The organism is Bradyrhizobium sp. HKCCYLS3070 (assembly GCF_051167575.1).
In the GTDB taxonomy this organism is placed as follows: domain Bacteria; phylum Pseudomonadota; class Alphaproteobacteria; order Rhizobiales; family Xanthobacteraceae; genus Bradyrhizobium.
In genome coordinates this window covers 75,488-91,154 of the sequence record NZ_JBNPTI010000014.1, presented here as the reverse complement: position 1 = coordinate 91,154, position 15,667 = coordinate 75,488, and the positions used below count along the sequence as shown (strand labels likewise).

Below are 15,667 nucleotides of genomic sequence, written 5' to 3'. Positions count from 1 at the left end.
CGCGACCGCAATTGCGGTGAGCCGAGGTTCGGATAGATTGCCGGGAAGACCCAAGGACTCCGCAATGACCACTGATTCCGATCTCCGTCCGGGAGAAGTCGCCGTCGACGCGCCACAGCCGCGCGACGCCACGCTGTATTTCATCGGCCGCATCCGCACGCCCTGGACCTCGCGGCTCGAGACGCCGCGGCAGGGCAGCTTCGAGGGGCCGGTGTGCCGGCTCGAGATCTTCGAGCCCTGGGTGCCGGCGCTGCAGGGCATCGACGCCTTCAGCCACCTCCAGGTGCTGTACTGGCTCAACCGGGCGCGCCGTGATCTCGTCAAGCAGAGCCCGCGCCATCATGACGGCGAAACCCGGGGCACCTTCGCGCTGCGCTCGCCGGTGCGTCCCAATCCGATCGGCGTGTCGACCGTCCGCTTCGTCGCGTTGGAAGGCAACACCGTGCTGGTGCGCGGTCTCGACTGCCTCGACGAGACGCCGCTGATCGACCTGAAGCCGGATCATTGCGCGTTCACGCCGGCGGCGGCGGGTGAGGATGACAAATAGGACCGACGGATCCGGATGTCGAAGGTGAACAAGCGGCCGCAGAAGACGGTGACGGCTCTGGATGCGATCACGGCGGACCTCGTCGCCGTGCTGGTGGCGGTGACCGACGGACACCCGAAGATCATGACGATCGAGCATGCTGCGGCGCTGCCGAGCGGACCGTTTCAGTTCGCGCACCGCTCACTGCAGATGGGGCTGCGCGCCTGGGTCGAGGCGCAGACCGGTCATCCGCTCGGCTATGTCGAGCAGCTCTACACCTTCGCCGACCGCGGTCGCGGCGGCGATCCCGACGCGCCGCACCGCATCTCCATCAGCTATCTCGGCCTGACCCGCGAGGAAGAGGGGCGTGAGGGCGCGGATGCGCAATGGTCGTCGTGGTACGACTACTTCCCGTGGGAGGATCATCGCGACGGACCGCCGACGATCCTGGCCAAGATCATCGCGCCGAAGCTGAAGGCCTGGGCGCGAGCCGCCGACCAGCCGGCGCTGCAAAAGACGAGATGGCAGCGCGCCGCAATCACCTTCGGTCTCGATGGCCGCGAGTGGAACGAGGAGCTGACGCTGCAGCGCTATGAGCTGCTGTATGAGGCGGCGATGATCCCCGAGAGCGTGCGCGAGAAGGGGGCCAGCCAGCCGATGCTGCCCGGGCGCGCCATGATCGGTGATCACCGTCGGATTCTCGCCACCGGCATTGCCCGCCTGCGCGCCAAGATCAAATACCGGCCGGTCGTGTTCGAGTTGATGCCGGAAGAATTTACACTGCTGCAATTGCAGCGCAGCGTCGAGGCTCTCGCCGGCCGGCTCGTGCACAAGCAGAACTTCCGCCGCCTCATCGAGCAGCAGGAACTGGTTGAAGAGACAGGCGCAATTGCTGCCGACACGATTGGCCGGCCGGCCAAGCTGTTCCGCTTCCGGCAGGGCGTTCTGGCCGAGCGGGCGGTGGTCGGAACCAAGCTGCCGCTCTCGCGATCTTGATCTCCCGCTCTTGACACAGCTTATGCTCAGGATAAGTATAAGCCATCTTATGCTCACGGAGAGTATAAATGGTCGATCTTGTCCTGCCCGCCGTCGCGCCGAATGCATCGCTTGCTGAGCGTCTGAGCCGGGTGATCCCGCCGCCGGAATGGGCTGTCTTCGAGGACGATGTCGAAGCCATTCTGGCGCTGAAGCGCCGGCGCAATGCCGTGGTGCTGGCGCACAACTATCAGACGCCCGAAATCTATCACGGCGTCGCCGACATCGTCGGCGACAGCCTGCTGCTGGCGCGCGAAGCGACCAAGGTCGATGCCGAGGTGATCGTGCTCGCCGGCGTCCACTTCATGGCCGAGACCGCCAAGCTGCTCAATCCCGACAAGACGGTGTTGATTCCCGACGTAGAGGCGGGCTGCTCATTGGCGGAGTCGATCACCGCCGACGACGTGCGGCTGATGCGCGCGCGCCACCCGGGTGTGCCCGTGGTCGCCTATGTCAACACGTCGGTGGCGGTGAAGGCCGAGTCCGACGTCTGCTGCACCTCCGGCAACGCGCGCGCGGTGGTCGAGTCGCTCGGTGTCGATCACGTCATCATGCTGCCGGATGAATATCTCGCGCGGAACGTCGCCGCACAGACGAACGTGAGGATCACGGCCTGGAAAGGGCATTGCGAGGTACATGAGCGCTTCAGCGCCGAGGACGTCTGCACGCTGCGCGACAACCATCCTGGTGTCACCGTGCTCGCCCATCCGGAATGTCCTCCAGAGGTCGTGGCGGAGGCGGACTTCGCCGGCTCCACCGCGGCGATGTCGGACTTCGTCGGAGCAAGAAGGCCGGCCCGGGTGGTGCTGCTGACAGAATGTTCGATGAGCGACAATGTCGCCGTGCTCCATCCCGACATCGAGTTCATCCGCCCCTGCAATCTGTGCCCGCACATGAAGCGGATCACCCTGAAGAACATCCGCCATGCGCTCGAGACCAACACGCACGAGGTCACGATCGATCCCGCGATGGCCGAGCGCGCGCGGCGCGCAGTGGAAAGGATGCTGGCATCATGAGCATCGATGTTTCGAAGTTGATCGGCCGTCCCGTGATCATCGGCGGCGGTGCCGCAGGTCTGATGACGGCGCTTGCGCTTGCGCCCGAGCCGGTCGTGCTGTTGTCGAAGTCGCCGCTCGGCGCGGAGGCGTCGAGCATGTGGGCGCAGGGTGGCCTCGCCGCCGCGGTTGGCGATGACGATGATCCGTCGCTGCATCTGAAGGACACGCTCGCCGCCGGAGCCGGATTGTGCGGCGAGGCCGCCGCGCGCCGCATCATCGATGCGGCGCCGGCCGCGGTCGAGCGCCTCGCCCAGCTTGGCGTTGCGTTCGACCGAGGTGCGGATGGACGTTGGCGTCTGGGCCTGGAGGCCGCACACAGCCGCAACCGGATCGTGCATGCGACGGGCGACGGCACGGGACGCGAGATCATGCGCGCGCTGATCGCGGCTGTCAGGCGTTGTGCTTCGGTGACCTTGCTCGAAGGCGTCGAGGCGCGCCGGCTGATCGTCAATGACAACGCGATCCAGGGCGTGGCTGCGGCGCGCGGCGATGAGGCTCTGATCCTCGCCACGACGCGCGTCGTGATCGCAACCGGCGGCATCGGCGGCCTGTTCCTCGACAGCACCAATCCGGCCGGCTGTTTCGGCCAGGGCCTCGCGCTGGCGGCGCGGGCCGGGGCCGTGCTGTCCGATCTCGAATTCGTGCAGTTTCACCCCACCGCGTTCGACGGACCGTCGCGGCCGCTGCCGCTGCTCACCGAGGCGATCCGCGGCGACGGCGCCGTCCTGATCGACGACACCGGCACGCGCTTCATGGCCGACGAGCCCGGCGCTGAGCTGGCGCCGCGCGACGTAGTGGCGCGGGCGGTATGGCGCCGCCGTGCGCAAGGCCGCCGCGTGTTCCTCGATGCGCGCAACAAGCCGGGCAAGGATTTCGCCGCGCGCTATCCCGTGATCAGCGCGTTCTGCCGCATGGCGGGCATCGACCCCGCGCGCGATCCGATCCCGGTGCGGCCGGCCGTGCACTATCATATGGGCGGCATCGCTGTTGACACGATGGGACGCAGCACGGTCGAGGGCTTGTGGGCCTGTGGCGAGGCCAGCCGCACCGGCCTGCACGGCGCCAACAGGCTCGCCAGCAACTCGCTGATGGAAGCGATCGTCTGCGCGCAATGGGTGGCCGAAAGCGTGGCCGGCGCGCCGCAGCGTGCAGGCAAGCCGTGCGCGGTGGCTGCCATTCCGCCGGCGTCCGATCCGTCGGCCGCACGGCCGCTGCTGTCGCATGCGCTCGGCGTGATGCGCGAGCATCGCACGATCGCGGCTGCCGTCAGCGGCCTGCTTCCGCTGGCAGAGCAGGCCGGGCCCATGGCTGACCCGGCGCTGGTCGGCTTGATGCTCGCGGTCGCGGCCCATGCGCGGGAGGAGAGCCGCGGCGCGCATTTCCGCAGCGATCGTCCGGGCACGCTGCCCGTCGCGCAGCCATCCAGCCTCACTCTGCCCGAGGCGATCGCGGTTGCCCGCGACATTGTCGAGGCGGAGCAGACGCCGTCCAGGAGCGCAGTGCCATGACTCTCAATCCTCTCTCGCCTTTGCTCTACGAGCCGCTGGTGCGCATGGCTCTGCTCGAGGATCTCGGCCGCGCCGGCGACATCACCACCGATGCCATCGTCCCCGCCGAGCAGCGCGCATCGCTGAAGCTGCGGGCGCGCCAGCACGGGGTGATCGCGGGCCTCGATGTGGCGCGCTGCGCCTTCCAGACCGTCTCGCCGGACGTGCGCATGGAGATCGTGCGACCGGACGGCAGCGTCGTGACGCCGGGAGACGCGATCGCGACCATCAGCGGCCCGGCACGGGCGCTCCTGACCGGCGAGCGCGTGGCGCTCAACTTCCTCTGCCGCTTGAGCGGGGTCGCCAGCGCGACGGCGTCCCTGGTATCGGCGGTGAAGGGGACGAAGGCGCAGATCGTCTGCACCCGCAAGACCACGCCGGGCCTGCGCGCGCTGGAGAAATATGCGGTGCGCGCGGGAGGCGGCGGCAATCACCGGTTCGGGCTCGATGACGCCGTCCTGATCAAGGACAACCACATCGCCATCGCCGGCGGCATCCAGGCTGCCATCACGCGCGCAAAGGCCCATGCCGGCCATCTCGTCAAGATCGAGGTCGAGGTCGACACTCTGGCTCAGCTCGAGCAGGCGCTGACGCTGGGCGTCGATGCGGTGCTGCTCGACAACATGACGCCGGCGGAGCTCGAAACCGCGGTCGGCATGATCAGCGGCAAGGCCATCTCCGAAGCCTCGGGCCGGATCACCGTGGAGACCGCGCCCGCGATCGCCGCGGCCGGCGTCGACCTGATCTCGGTCGGCTGGATCACGCATTCGTCGGCCGCGCTCGACATCGGGCTCGACGAGGCCTGATCAGCCCTTCAGCGCCGCAATCAGCTTGGCGGCGTTCTCCTCCAGCACCTTCGGATCTTCCTTGCGGCTCGCCGGCGGCAGCAGGGAATCGCCGTTGCGGCGAGGCATGATGTGGACGTGCAGGTGGAACACCATCTGGCCGCCGGCATGCTCGTTGAACTGCTGCACCGTGATGCCGTCGGCGGCGAACGCGGTCTTGGCGGCACGGGCGATGGTGCGCACGGCACGGCCGACGTGGAGATAGTCCTCCTCGGTGATGTCGAGGATGTTGCGTGCAGCGGCCTTCGGGATCACCAGGGTGTGGCCGGGCACGCGCGGCATGATGTCGAGGAACGCCAGCACGTGGTCGTTCTCATAGACCTTGGTGCAGGGGAATTCGCCGCGCAGGATCTTCGCGAACGGATTGTTGGGATCGTAGGCGGTCATGGGCAGTCCCTTAAGCGGTTCCTCTTGGTGCGCCTTACTCTCACCGGCACGTGTCGCCGGTCAAGACGGCTCGTCCATGCCTTTCCGGAACGGGGCGGATTCGGCGAGTTCGCGGCCGGCTTCCTCGACATAGGCGCGCTCGCGCTTGAGATAGTCGTCAATGGCCCGGCGCAGGCCGCGGTCGGCGATGTAGTGCGCGGAGTAGGTGGTCTGCGGCAGGTAGCCGCGCGCGATCTTGTGCTCGCCCTGAGCGCCAGCTTCGACGACTTGGAGCTTGTGCTGGATCGCAAAGTCGATCGCCTGGTAGTAGCAGACCTCGAAATGCAGGAACGGGTGGTGCTCGATGGCGCCCCAGTTGCGCCCGAACAGTGTGTCCGAGCCGATGAAGTTGATCGCGCCGGCGATCCAGCGGCCCTCGCGCTTGGCCATGACCAGCAGCACGTCGTCGGCCATGCTCTCGCCGATCAGCGAGAAGAACTTGCGGTTGAGATACGGCCGGCCCCACTTGCGTGAGCCGGTCTCCATGTAGAATTCGAAGAATGCGTCCCAGGCGTCCTCGGTGATGTCCTTGCCGGTCAGCCAATGGATGGTGATGCCGGCGGCCAATGCGTCGCGCCGCTCGCGCTTGATCGCCTTGCGGTGGCGCGAATTCATCGTCGCCAGGAAATCGTCGAAGGTGGAAAAACCCTGATTGTGCCAGTGGAACTGCTGGTCGGTGCGTTGCAGGAAGCCCTGCGCGGCGAGCAGCTGCCATTCGGCCTGCCGGGCGAAGGTGACGTGGACCGAGGACGCCTCGCTGATCCCGCACAGCGCCTTCAGTCCCTGGGCGAGGGCATTGCCGATCATGTCCCGGTCCTGGTCGGCGCGGATCAGCAGCCGCGGCCCTGTGGCCGGCGTGAACGGCACCGAGACCTGCAGCTTCGGATAGTAGCGCCCGCCGGCCCGCTCATAGGCATCGGCCCAGCCGCGGTCGAAGACATATTCGCCCTGCGAGTGGGACTTGAGGTAGCACGGCACGACGCCGAGGACCTCGTCACCCATCTTCGCCACCAGATGGCGCGGCGCCCAGCCGGTGCGCAGGGTGGCCGAGCCGGAGGCTTCGAGCGCCGAGAAAAACGCGTGTGAGATGAACGGATTGTAGCCGCGCCCGCAGGCGGAAGATGAGCCGGGACTGACGCGGCCCTCGGGATTGGCACAGGCGTCCCATGCTGCGGCCGGGACCTCGTTGATCCCGGGAACGGCTTCGAGCGTGATCTCAGGCGATGCCATCGAATCCTTGTCAAACGGGCCGGCACGGCACGCCCCGGCCGGGACGCCCCAGATGCCACGCCCTGAAGATCGTGCATCGCAGCAGCGAGTTCAAGGCCGGCGTCACGTCTCCGGCGTAAACCCCTCGAAGATCATCTGATCCGCATAGCGGGCTGCGGCGGCGCGCTGCTCGGGGGTGCGGACGGTCCAAGTCAGCAGCGGGCAGCCGAACACGTTGCGCGCGATCCAGGGGGCAGGCGCAGGCAGCTGCTCGACCCAATAGGCGACGAAATGCGGCTGGCTGCTGAAGCCATGCTTGAGATGCAGCATGCTGTCGCGCTGCGCCTGGGTCAGCTTGGCCCAGTAGCCGTCCTCGTAGCTGCGCTGCGCGACGATGCCGCGCGTCAGCGTCGGCATGGTCTCGCGCAAGGCGCGGACCTGGTCCGGATCGAACGACATCCCGACCACCGGGCCGGAGTAGGACGCCAGCACCTCGGCCATGCGCCGGACCAGCCGGCGATCGCCCTGGAACGTGCTCTTGACCTCGATGACCAGCGGCACGCGCCCGGCGATCAGGTTGCAGAGGTCGCCGAGCGTCATCATCTGCTCGTCGGTCTGCTTGAACTTGATCGCTTTCAGCTCTGCCGCGGTCTTCTCGATCAGCGGGCCGGTGCCCTCGGTGAGGCGGCCGAGATCATAGTCGTGATGCACCATGGCCTCGCCATCGGCCGACAGCTGGATGTCGCATTCGATGGCGAAGTTGCCGGCCACGGCGCCGCGTGCGGCGGCCGGCATGTTCTCGATGATGCCGCGATCAGCATGGTGCAGGCCGCGATGGGCGACGGGGCGGGCCGTCAGCCAGTCAGGTGCGCGCATTCGCCCCGTCCGTTTTGCTGGCGCATGATCTCGTCGGAAAACCGCCGCGCACTATTCCGGATCATGCGCTCTCTCTCACTCAACCTCGAACACACCTTCGACTTCCACCGCCGCGTCCGACGGCAGCGCCGACACGCCGACGGTGGTGCGGGCGTGCCGGCCCTTGTCGCCGAACGCTGCGACCATCAGGTCGGAGGCGCCGTTGAGCACCTTGGGCCCGTCGAGGAAATCGGGCGCCGAATTGACGAAGCCGCCGAGCCGGACCACGCGCACGACCTTGTCGAGATCGCCGACCGCCGCCTTGACCTGGGCGAGCAGGTTGATCCCGCAGCCCTTCGCGGCCGCATAGCCGTCCTCGATCGACACGCCGCCGCCGAGCTTGCCGGAGGCGATCATCTTGCCGTCGGCGCCGAGGCAGACCTGGCCCGACACGAACAGCAGGTTGCCGGTGCGCACGAACGGGACGTAATTGGCCACCGGCGCCTTTGGTGCCGGCAGTGTGATGCCCTGTGCCGCCAGATTCTGTTCAACCGTACCCGCCATCTCGAATCCCCGTTCTGTCGCCTGAAAGCCGGTCCCGTGCCGGACCGAGGCCCTGTTTGGCGCAGTTGCCAGTGACATGCAAGCAGCCAGCACCGACGCGATTCCGGCGCTTTAAGCGCACGTTTCCGTGAGACAGCCGCAGTTGCGACGCAATGCAGCGATCTCTAATGTGACGGTTCAGCGATACGTCCTCCGAGGAAAACTCATGGCTCATTCGTTCCGACTGTCGATGGGAGCGCTCGCCGTCGCGGCGATCACGTTCGGTCCGGCGCAGGCCGGGGCGGCTGTGCCGTTCCTGCCGCATCAGGCGCTCTATGACCTGAGCCTGGTCAAGTCGCGCGGCTCGAGCCCCGTCAACAGCGCGCGCGGTCGCATCCTCTACAATTTCTCTGGCAACGCCTGCAACGGCTACACTTCGGAATTCCGCCAGGTCTCGGAGCTCGATCTCGGTGAGGGCAAGGTGACCCTGAGCGACCTGCGCTCCACCGCGTGGGAGGACGGCGCCGGCAAGAGCTACCGCTTCAAGATCGACTCGCGCATGAACGAGCAGGCCTCCAGCCCGGTCGACGGTATCGCCGAGCGCACCGGCGATCACATCACCGTCAAGCTCAAGCAGCCCGAGGCGAAGACCTTCACGCTCGACGGCTCGACCGTGTTTCCGACCGAGCAGATTCATCGCATCATCGCCGCCGCGCGCGAGGGCAAGTCGCTGCTCGAGCTGACGGTCTATGACGGCTCGGACAATGGCGAGAAGGTCTACAACACGCTGACCGTGATCGGTGCGCCCGTGCCGGCCGACAAGGCGGCCGCCAAGCCCGACGCCTCGACCGACAATGACGAGATGAAGAAGATGACGCGCTGGCCGGTGACGGTCAGCTATTATGACCGCGACGCCAAGCGGGCCGAGGGCGAGCAGACGCCAGTCTACGCGATGTCGTTCGAGCTCTACGAGAACGGCGTCTCGCGCGCGCTCGTGCTCGACTACAATGATTTCGTCATCGCCGGCGCGCTCGGCAAGTTCGACGTCAAGGACGTGAAGGACGGCAAGCCTTGCAGCAATTGACCGGGGCATCATTCCGTCTGCTCCGGGCCGTCATAGGCGATGCCGCGGATGACCGCGGCCTGACCGAACTTCTTGCGTAGCGCATCGATCGCGCGCTCGGCCGAGGCCGAGCGGCGGTCGAGCATGTCGGTGTCGGAGGCCTCCGAGCCCGGGCGCAGCGCGCTGACGCCTGCGCCCATCAGCCGGAACGCCGTGCCGTCGGTCTCGCGCGCCAGCATCTCCTTGCAGATTGCGAAGATCTTGCCGGCGAGCTGCGTCGGCGCCGCGATCGATTGCGAGCGCGTTCGTTGGCGGAAGTCCGCGGTTTTAAGCTTCAGCGTTATGGTCGACCCGGCGAGCTGGCTCGCCTTCAGCCGTGCCGACACCTTCTCCGACAGCCGCCACAGGGTCTTTTCCAGGGTCGCGTAGTCGCGGATGTCGGTGTCGAAGGTGGTCTCGCTGGAGATCGTCTTGGCGCCGCGATCGGCCACGACCTTGCGGTCGTCGATGCCGCGCGCCAGCCGCCACAGCCTGCGGCCGTCACCGCCGAACTGCTTCATCAGCTCGATCTCGTCGGCACGCTGCAGGTCGGCGATGGTGCGGAAGCCATGGTTCGCCAGCCGCTGCTGCGTGGCGGGGCCGACGCCGAAGATGAAGCCGACCGGCTTGTCGGCCAGCATCGCCGGCGCCTCGTCCTGGCCGAGCGCGGCGAAGCCGCGGGGCTTGTCGAGATCGGAGGCGATCTTGGCGAGGAACTTGTTGCAGGACAGCCCGACCGAGACGGTGATCCCGATGCGCTGCTCGATCTCGCGGGCGAAGCGCGCCAGCACCTTTGCCGGGATCATGCCGTGGACGCGCTCGGTCCCGGAGAGATCCAGGAACGCCTCGTCGATCGACAGCGGCTCGACCAGCGGCGTCAGCGCCTGCATGGCCTGCCGGACCTCGCGGCCGACGCGGACATATTTCGCCATGTCCGGGGGAATCACCACCGCCGCGGGACACAGCTCCAGCGCCTTGAACATCGGCATCGCCGAGCGCACGCCATAGGTGCGGGCGATGTAGCAGGCGGCCGACACCACGCCGCGCTTGCCGCCGCCGATGATGACGGGCCGGTCGGCGACCTCGGGATTGTCGCGCTTCTCGACGGTCGCATAGAACGCGTCGCAGTCGATATGGGCCAGCGTCAGCGCGGGCAGGGCGCGATGGCGGACGAGGCGCGGCGAGCCGCAGACCGTACAGCGGCGCGCGCCATCATCGAGGTCCGTCAGGCAGTCGCGGCAGAAGCAGGCCGGCCCGGCGACCGTGCGCGACCCGCTCGCTGGCGCTGACTCGGTCACGGCACGTCGCGCTCCCACTGCCGGTCGCCCAATACCTGCCGTGCTGCCATGATATTGGTCGGATGTAACTTGGAGTGGGCGGCAAAAGCCTTTACCGTCTCGTCGTCGCGCAGCATGAAATCGAGCACGCTGACCAGGAAATTGGGGTCGGCCGCCGAGGATCGCAGCGTCTCCGGCCCAATCCCGGTCTCGGCCAGGAAGCGGCCCAGCCGCTCCGGTTCGCCGGCCAGGAAGCCGAGGGCCTGAACTGCAACGATTTCAGCGACTTCGCGCGGATTTCGAACGGGCTTTTTCAACGGCGGATTTGCCTTTCCGTTAACTTGTCGGCTCTACTTTGCGCCATCATGCCCGAGTCTTCGGAATGGGTTCAAGCAAGTGGAAACCATCTCGGGGAAAGATCGAATACCGACTTAACGGCTTAGAACGAATCTGGGGCTAGTTTGAATTAGATGAGTAGCGGTGGACAGGCGTCCGCCAGAGGACATGCCGGTGTCAGTGATTCGGAGGGGCGGATGGGCAAGACCGTCCTGATCGTGGAAGACAATGAGCTCAACATGAAGCTCTTCCGCGATCTGTTGGAAGCCCACGGGTACCAGACGTCCGGTACGTCCAGCGGCGTGGAGGCGCTCGACATCGTGCGCCGGACCCGCCCCGATCTGATCCTGATGGACATCCAGCTGCCGCAGGTCTCGGGCCTGGAAGTGACGAAATGGATCAAGGACGATCCGGATTTGCGTGCCATCCCGGTGGTGGCAGTGACGGCCTTTGCCATGAAGGGCGACGAGGAGCGCATCCGCGAGGGTGGCTGCGAAGCCTATCTTTCCAAGCCGATCTCGGTCGGAAAATTCATTGAAACGGTACGCCGCTTTATCGGCTAAGGAGTTTCTGCAGTGTCCGCGCGTATCCTCGTCGTCGACGACGTCCCGGCCAACGTCAAGCTGCTGGAGGCGCGGCTGTCGGCCGAATATTTCGACGTGCTGACCGCCGCGAACGGCGCCGAGGCGCTGCAGATCTGCCAGCGCGCCGAATGCGACATCATCCTGCTCGACGTCATGATGCCGGACATGGACGGCTTCGAGGTCTGCCGCCGGCTGAAGTCGAATCCGGCCACGCATTTCATTCCGGTTGTCATGGTGACGGCGCTCGACAGCCCGTCCGACCGCGTGCGCGGCCTGGAGGCCGGTGCCGACGACTTCCTGACCAAGCCCGTCTCCGACGTCGTGCTGATCGCGCGCGTGCGCTCGCTGACGCGGCTGAAGATGATGACGGACGAGCTGCGCATGCGCGCGCTGACCTCCCTCGAGATCGGCGTGCAGGCGCCCGAGCGCAACGCGGTTGCCGACGCCGGCAAGGGCGGGCGGGTGCTGCTGGTCGACGACCGGCCGTCGTCCTACGAGCGGCTCGGGCCGATGCTGGCGACCGAGCATGCCATCGACGTCGAGACCAATCCCGCCGAGGCCGTGTTCAACGCGGCCGAAGGCAATTACGACCTCGTCATCGTCTCGCTCGACCTGAACGATTACGACGGCCTGCGGCTGTGCAGCCAGCTGCGCTCGCTGGAGCGCACCCGGCAGGTGCCGATCCTCGCGATTGCGGAAGCCGAGAACAATTCGCGGCTGCTGCGCGGCCTGGAGATCGGCGTCAACGACTATCTGCTGCGCCCCGTCGACAAGAACGAGCTGCTGGCGCGCGCCCGCACCCAGATCCGCAAGCGCCGCTACACCGACCATCTGCGCGACAACGTCCAGAACTCGATCGAGATGGCGATCACCGACGCGCTGACGGGCCTGCACAATCGCCGCTACATGGAGACGCATCTGTCGACGCTCGCCGACCAGGCCGCGAGCCGTGGCAAGCCGCTGGCGCTGATGATGCTCGACATCGACTACTTCAAGTCGATCAACGACAATTACGGCCATGATGCCGGCGACGACGTGCTGCGCGAGTTCGCCATGCGCGTGCGCAAGTCGATCCGCGGCATCGATCTCGCCTGCCGCTATGGCGGCGAGGAGTTCGTCATCGTGATGCCCGAAACCGACCTGCACGTCGCCGGCATGGTCGCCGAGCGCTTGCGGCGCTCGGTCGCCAACGAGCCGTTCTCGGTGCACAAGGGCGAGAAGCGCATCGAGGTCACGACGTCGATCGGGCTGTCGACCCTGGAGCAGAAGGGCGAGCCGATCGCCGACGTCATGAAGCGCGCCGACAATGCGCTCTACCGCGCCAAGAACGAGGGCCGCAACCGCGCGGTGGCGATCGCCCCCGTGCATCAGCCGGCGCCGTTCCTGCCGCAAGCCGCCGGCCGCGGCCGCTAGAGGGGCAGGGCGGTGGAGCCGTCGGATCGTTGCTGCGCCTACGATGGTCGTGAGTAGCCGCAACCGTCTCCCCACGTCATTCCGGGGCGCGCATAGCGCGAGCCCGGAATCCATACTCCCGATCGTGGTTATGGATTCCGGGCTCGCCCTCCGGGCGCCCCGGAATGACGGTGAGCTCTGGGCAGCCTGCTTCAGCACACATGAGATCCCATCCTCGCCGCGCCTCCGCGCCCGAGCTGTGCCATTGAAAACCCTCTTCGAGAACAGAGGGCGCAGGGAAGGCCGGGTGCAGGTCGCACCCATGGTCCGCGTGCAGAAAGAAAGCACGCGGCAGAACCACAGGTACGAGCCGGACATCCGGCCCTCCCTGCGCGATGGCTTTACGGCTTACTCCGCGCTCTCCCCGGGGACCGGCGTTCTTGCCCCCGTCGCGAGCGCGCTTCGTCGCAGCGCCCGCTTGGCCTCAGCATCGGGAGGCCAGGACCACACGGCTTGACCGTGCGCACCGGATCGTTCGTCGGCGCGGACAAGCCACGCTGCAACCCGACACGCCCACCGCAGCCCACCTCACGCTCGTGACGATCGCGATGCGCCCCTCTTGGCGAGGTGGGATGCGCAGGGGGATAGCATGAATTCTGGAAAAGCGAAAGTGAAAAATTGCGATCTGGATAGCCGGCGAGAGCGATCTCGTTGAAAGCGTCGAAAAGTTAGTCTTCGGCGCAGGACCGTCTCGGGGGCGCTCGATGGGAAGATCGCTTCCTCATCTCAATGCTTCAGGATGGACCCCTGATGATCAGGCCGACGCTGATCGGCCCTACGAACTTCAGGCGTCTCATGTTAGCTTAGTTGCGGCGTTGCTCTCTTGTTAGGGAAAAGGCATGAAGCCGCTTCGCATGGGTGTTTTGGCCGGCGTGCTGATGTTGTGTGGAGTCTTGGTCCTCGAAGCGCTCGGTGTGCAGACCAACCTTTTGGTTTTCATGGTCTTGGGAGGCGTTTCGGGCTCGCTGGCTGACATCTTGGATCGGTTCATGGCGGGGCGCGGTACGTAGCGCTGGTCAGCGCGCAAGGCCGGATGGTTGTGGACTCATTCCGACGTATCTCGGACGAGAGAGCGTCTGATGTTTGTGGAGTGTGCCCGATGTGGACATTTCAGCTGGTAGTCCGCACTCCGTAGGGCGGATCAGCGCGCCGCTTCACGTTCGCCGCAAATCGGCAGATTGAGCTGACGCCAATCCGCCCGCCGTGCTCGCGCGGTCGATCGACAACAACTCGCCGCCAGGATGTGGGGCGCCCAAATATCCCTTGATGTTGCGTGCGTGCCATGATACCTTATGTGACATGAGCAAATCGGTCCGCATCGTCAACTTCTATCACATGACCCGCTTCGGCTGGGCCGTGGAAGGAGTCGCGCGCTAGGAATTGGACGTTGCGATCGTTTCACCAGGCCCCGCCGGCATCGGACGGGGCCTTTTGTTTGGCCACGCTCCCTGCCGGCATAACAGCAGGAGCAGAGGATGCCACCCCATCAGACCAACGCGACGATCGACGCTGCGCACGTGTCGGCGCTCAACGTCGATCTCTCGATCGCTTCAATCACCGACGCGATCGACAGCGTGCAGCCATCGATGCAGTCCGAAGCGTCGATCGCAGCGTTGCGAGACGTGTCGCCAGAAAAGGACGCGGCCGGTCCGCCGGCAACGCCGACCTGGCCGATCATCCGCTTGATCGGCTGGTGCTGGCGCGCGATCCAAGAATGGCAACGCCGCGAGAGCGTGCGGGACTGCCTGCATGACCTGAGCGAACGCGAGCTCACAGATATCGGCATCACGCGCGCCGAGATCGAGCACATCGCCGCGCTGCGGACGCTCGACAGGTTGAGGGATGATCCATATCCGGGCGGCGTCTCGCGTCGGGGAATGTAGTTGGTCGTTGAAAGTGGCGACGCAGGGATAACCGACCAACAGCGCGAGATGGTCGCCGCGACGTCATTGCGAGCGTCAGCGAAGCAATCCAGGGTCCCGCACACGACTCTGGATTGCTTCGCTGCGCTCGCAACGACGGAGGTGAGATCGCGCTTATCTATGGACACTATCCTGCCGGAGACGTCGTCTGCGGGAGTTCGGCAGAACACAAGCCTCGCATAGGTGCTCATCTGCGAGCGCAGGAACTACATGCCTTGATCTGGCGCAATCATCGTGGTACCGACAAACCATGATCAACGTCGTGCGCAACTCCAACCGCAAACATGCGGCCCGCCGCAGCTGGGCCGTGGGAGGAGTCGTGCGCTAGGATTTCGACGACACGATCATTCCACCAGGCCCCGCCGGCATCGGACGGGGCCTTTTGTTTGGCCACGCTCCCTGCCGGCATCACGCAGCAGGAGCGACCGATGCCACCTCAGACCCATCTCACAGACGAGATCGCGCGCAATGCCGCCACGCGCGATCGCCCCCTCTCATTGGTGAAGAACGCGGTGCACCAGGCGCCAGCCGCGCCGCGACCCAACGCATCCGTCACGGTGCTGCGTGACGCGTTGTCGGAAAAGAATGCGGCCGGGCCGCCGGGCATCTCGGCTCCGGGGCTGTTCGGCCTGCTCGCGGGCTATTGGCTGGTGTTTCAGGAAGGCCGTCGGCTCAGGCGGATGAGAGTCCAGCTATGCGACCTGAGCGAGGCGCAACTGGTGGATATCGGCCTGACGCAAGGCGATCTCGACCATATCGCAGCCCACCGCGCGCTCGAGCGCCTGAGATTCGACATAGCGAACACCATGATGTCCCGCGGCGTGATGTAGCTGCGAACAGGCCAGTGCGAACAAATGTCTCGGCAGGGCGGATCAGCGTGTGATCGGCCCTGGCGATGTCGTGCGCGCGATCTGTTGCAACCGCGTCATTGCGAGCACAGCGAAGCAAGC

At 66.2% G+C, this 15,667-nt stretch carries 17 protein-coding genes; 11 read left to right on the top strand and 6 right to left on the bottom strand.

The features are described from left to right. Nucleotides 1-64 precede the first annotated feature (64 nt). From tsaA to nadC, 5 genes are all read left to right on the top strand, one after another. Complete coding sequence (tsaA, locus tag ACQR03_RS29265; protein WP_316171442.1) at nt 65-547, top strand: tRNA (N6-threonylcarbamoyladenosine(37)-N6)-methyltransferase TrmO; 483 nt, start codon at nt 65-67, stop codon at nt 545-547. A gap of 15 nt (nt 548-562) precedes the next feature. After that, nucleotides 563-1,522, top strand: coding sequence for an NUDIX hydrolase (locus tag ACQR03_RS29260; RefSeq protein ID WP_316171441.1), 960 nt, complete (start codon nt 563-565; stop codon nt 1,520-1,522). Nucleotides 1,523-1,590: 68 nt separating this feature from the next. After that, entirely contained in the window at nt 1,591-2,577 is a 987-nt protein-coding gene (gene nadA / locus ACQR03_RS29255; protein ID WP_315752987.1) for a quinolinate synthase NadA, read from the top strand. Beyond that, nucleotides 2,574-4,127, top strand: a complete 1,554-nt coding sequence (locus ACQR03_RS29250) for an L-aspartate oxidase (protein WP_315752986.1) — start codon at nt 2,574-2,576, stop codon at nt 4,125-4,127. Before nadA ends, ACQR03_RS29250 begins: the two co-directional genes overlap by 4 nt. Continuing rightward, nucleotides 4,124-4,972 carry a carboxylating nicotinate-nucleotide diphosphorylase gene (gene nadC, locus ACQR03_RS29245; protein ID WP_315752985.1) on the top strand — a complete coding sequence of 283 codons (849 nt, stop codon included), beginning with the start codon at nt 4,124-4,126 and terminating at the stop codon, nt 4,970-4,972. The genes ACQR03_RS29250 and nadC overlap by 4 nt, the downstream gene beginning before the upstream one ends. Here the strand turns inward: nadC and ACQR03_RS29240 are convergent, their stop codons facing one another. The 4 genes from ACQR03_RS29240 to ACQR03_RS29225 form a co-directional block, all read right to left on the bottom strand. Then, nucleotides 4,973-5,398: an HIT family protein gene (locus tag ACQR03_RS29240; RefSeq protein ID WP_315752984.1), complete on the bottom strand. Its 426-nt coding sequence runs from the start codon at nt 5,396-5,398 to the stop codon at nt 4,973-4,975. Nucleotides 5,399-5,458: 60 nt separating this feature from the next. Continuing rightward, nucleotides 5,459-6,667 (bottom strand): GNAT family N-acetyltransferase, encoded by a 1,209-nt coding sequence (locus ACQR03_RS29235; protein WP_315752983.1) that lies wholly within the window; start codon nt 6,665-6,667, stop codon nt 5,459-5,461. A 102-nt stretch (nt 6,668-6,769) separates the two neighbouring features. Then, entirely contained in the window at nt 6,770-7,522 is a 753-nt protein-coding gene (locus ACQR03_RS29230; protein WP_315752982.1) for a glycerophosphodiester phosphodiesterase, read from the bottom strand. Nucleotides 7,523-7,597: 75 nt separating this feature from the next. Further along, nucleotides 7,598-8,065: a RidA family protein gene (locus ACQR03_RS29225; RefSeq protein ID WP_315752981.1), complete on the bottom strand. Its 468-nt coding sequence runs from the start codon at nt 8,063-8,065 to the stop codon at nt 7,598-7,600. Between the two features lie 205 nt (nt 8,066-8,270). Between ACQR03_RS29225 and ACQR03_RS29220 the strand changes: the two genes are divergently transcribed. Then, complete coding sequence (locus tag ACQR03_RS29220; protein ID WP_315718393.1) at nt 8,271-9,128, top strand: cell envelope integrity EipB family protein; 858 nt, start codon at nt 8,271-8,273, stop codon at nt 9,126-9,128. Between the two features lie 8 nt (nt 9,129-9,136). Here the strand turns inward: ACQR03_RS29220 and ACQR03_RS29215 are convergent, their stop codons facing one another. Both ACQR03_RS29215 and ACQR03_RS29210 read right to left on the bottom strand, forming a co-directional pair. Further along, complete coding sequence (locus tag ACQR03_RS29215; RefSeq protein WP_434842105.1) at nt 9,137-10,444, bottom strand: DNA polymerase IV; 1,308 nt, start codon at nt 10,442-10,444, stop codon at nt 9,137-9,139. After that, nucleotides 10,441-10,740, bottom strand: coding sequence for a DUF3572 domain-containing protein (locus tag ACQR03_RS29210; RefSeq protein WP_316165120.1), 300 nt, complete (start codon nt 10,738-10,740; stop codon nt 10,441-10,443). Before ACQR03_RS29210 ends, ACQR03_RS29215 begins: the two co-directional genes overlap by 4 nt. Nucleotides 10,741-10,956: 216 nt before the next feature. On the opposite strand from ACQR03_RS29210, the gene ACQR03_RS29205 reads away from it, so the two are divergent. The 5 genes from ACQR03_RS29205 (at nt 10,957) to ACQR03_RS29185 (ending at nt 15,547) form a co-directional block, all read left to right on the top strand. Further along, nucleotides 10,957-11,322, top strand: a complete 366-nt coding sequence (locus ACQR03_RS29205) for a response regulator (protein WP_008964019.1) — start codon at nt 10,957-10,959, stop codon at nt 11,320-11,322. 12 nt (nt 11,323-11,334) lie between these two features. After that, nucleotides 11,335-12,756, top strand: coding sequence for a PleD family two-component system response regulator (locus tag ACQR03_RS29200; RefSeq protein ID WP_315718396.1), 1,422 nt, complete (start codon nt 11,335-11,337; stop codon nt 12,754-12,756). 878 nt (nt 12,757-13,634) lie between these two features. Next, the gene (locus tag ACQR03_RS29195; protein ID WP_315740306.1) at nt 13,635-13,805 is read left to right on the top strand and encodes a hypothetical protein; all 171 of its coding nucleotides are present in this window, start codon (nt 13,635-13,637) and stop codon (nt 13,803-13,805) included. A 465-nt stretch (nt 13,806-14,270) separates the two neighbouring features. Continuing rightward, nucleotides 14,271-14,678, top strand: coding sequence for a DUF1127 domain-containing protein (locus ACQR03_RS29190; RefSeq protein WP_315752977.1), 408 nt, complete (start codon nt 14,271-14,273; stop codon nt 14,676-14,678). Between the two features lie 467 nt (nt 14,679-15,145). After that, a complete protein-coding gene (locus ACQR03_RS29185; protein ID WP_315827259.1) occupies nt 15,146-15,547 on the top strand; it encodes a DUF1127 domain-containing protein in 402 nt (133 codons plus the stop codon). Nucleotides 15,548-15,667 lie beyond the last annotated feature (120 nt).

Bases quoted from the DNA above. Each gene is read 5' to 3' on its own strand.
- tsaA (WP_316171442.1), top strand. From the start codon at position 65: ATGACCACTGATTCCGATCTCCGTCCGGGAGAAGTCGCCGTCGACGCG.
- ACQR03_RS29260 (WP_316171441.1), top strand. From the start codon at position 563: ATGTCGAAGGTGAACAAGCGGCCGCAGAAGACGGTGACGGCTCTGGAT.
- nadA (WP_315752987.1), top strand. From the start codon at position 1,591: ATGGTCGATCTTGTCCTGCCCGCCGTCGCGCCGAATGCATCGCTTGCT.
- ACQR03_RS29250 (WP_315752986.1), top strand. From the start codon at position 2,574: ATGAGCATCGATGTTTCGAAGTTGATCGGCCGTCCCGTGATCATCGGC.
- nadC (WP_315752985.1), top strand. From the start codon at position 4,124: ATGACTCTCAATCCTCTCTCGCCTTTGCTCTACGAGCCGCTGGTGCGC.
- ACQR03_RS29240 (WP_315752984.1), bottom strand. From the start codon at position 5,398: ATGACCGCCTACGATCCCAACAATCCGTTCGCGAAGATCCTGCGCGGC.
- ACQR03_RS29235 (WP_315752983.1), bottom strand. From the start codon at position 6,667: ATGGCATCGCCTGAGATCACGCTCGAAGCCGTTCCCGGGATCAACGAG.
- ACQR03_RS29230 (WP_315752982.1), bottom strand. From the start codon at position 7,522: ATGCGCGCACCTGACTGGCTGACGGCCCGCCCCGTCGCCCATCGCGGC.
- ACQR03_RS29225 (WP_315752981.1), bottom strand. From the start codon at position 8,065: ATGGCGGGTACGGTTGAACAGAATCTGGCGGCACAGGGCATCACACTG.
- ACQR03_RS29220 (WP_315718393.1), top strand. From the start codon at position 8,271: ATGGCTCATTCGTTCCGACTGTCGATGGGAGCGCTCGCCGTCGCGGCG.
- ACQR03_RS29205 (WP_008964019.1), top strand. From the start codon at position 10,957: ATGGGCAAGACCGTCCTGATCGTGGAAGACAATGAGCTCAACATGAAG.
- ACQR03_RS29195 (WP_315740306.1), top strand. From the start codon at position 13,635: ATGAAGCCGCTTCGCATGGGTGTTTTGGCCGGCGTGCTGATGTTGTGT.
- ACQR03_RS29190 (WP_315752977.1), top strand. From the start codon at position 14,271: ATGCCACCCCATCAGACCAACGCGACGATCGACGCTGCGCACGTGTCG.
- ACQR03_RS29185 (WP_315827259.1), top strand. From the start codon at position 15,146: ATGCCACCTCAGACCCATCTCACAGACGAGATCGCGCGCAATGCCGCC.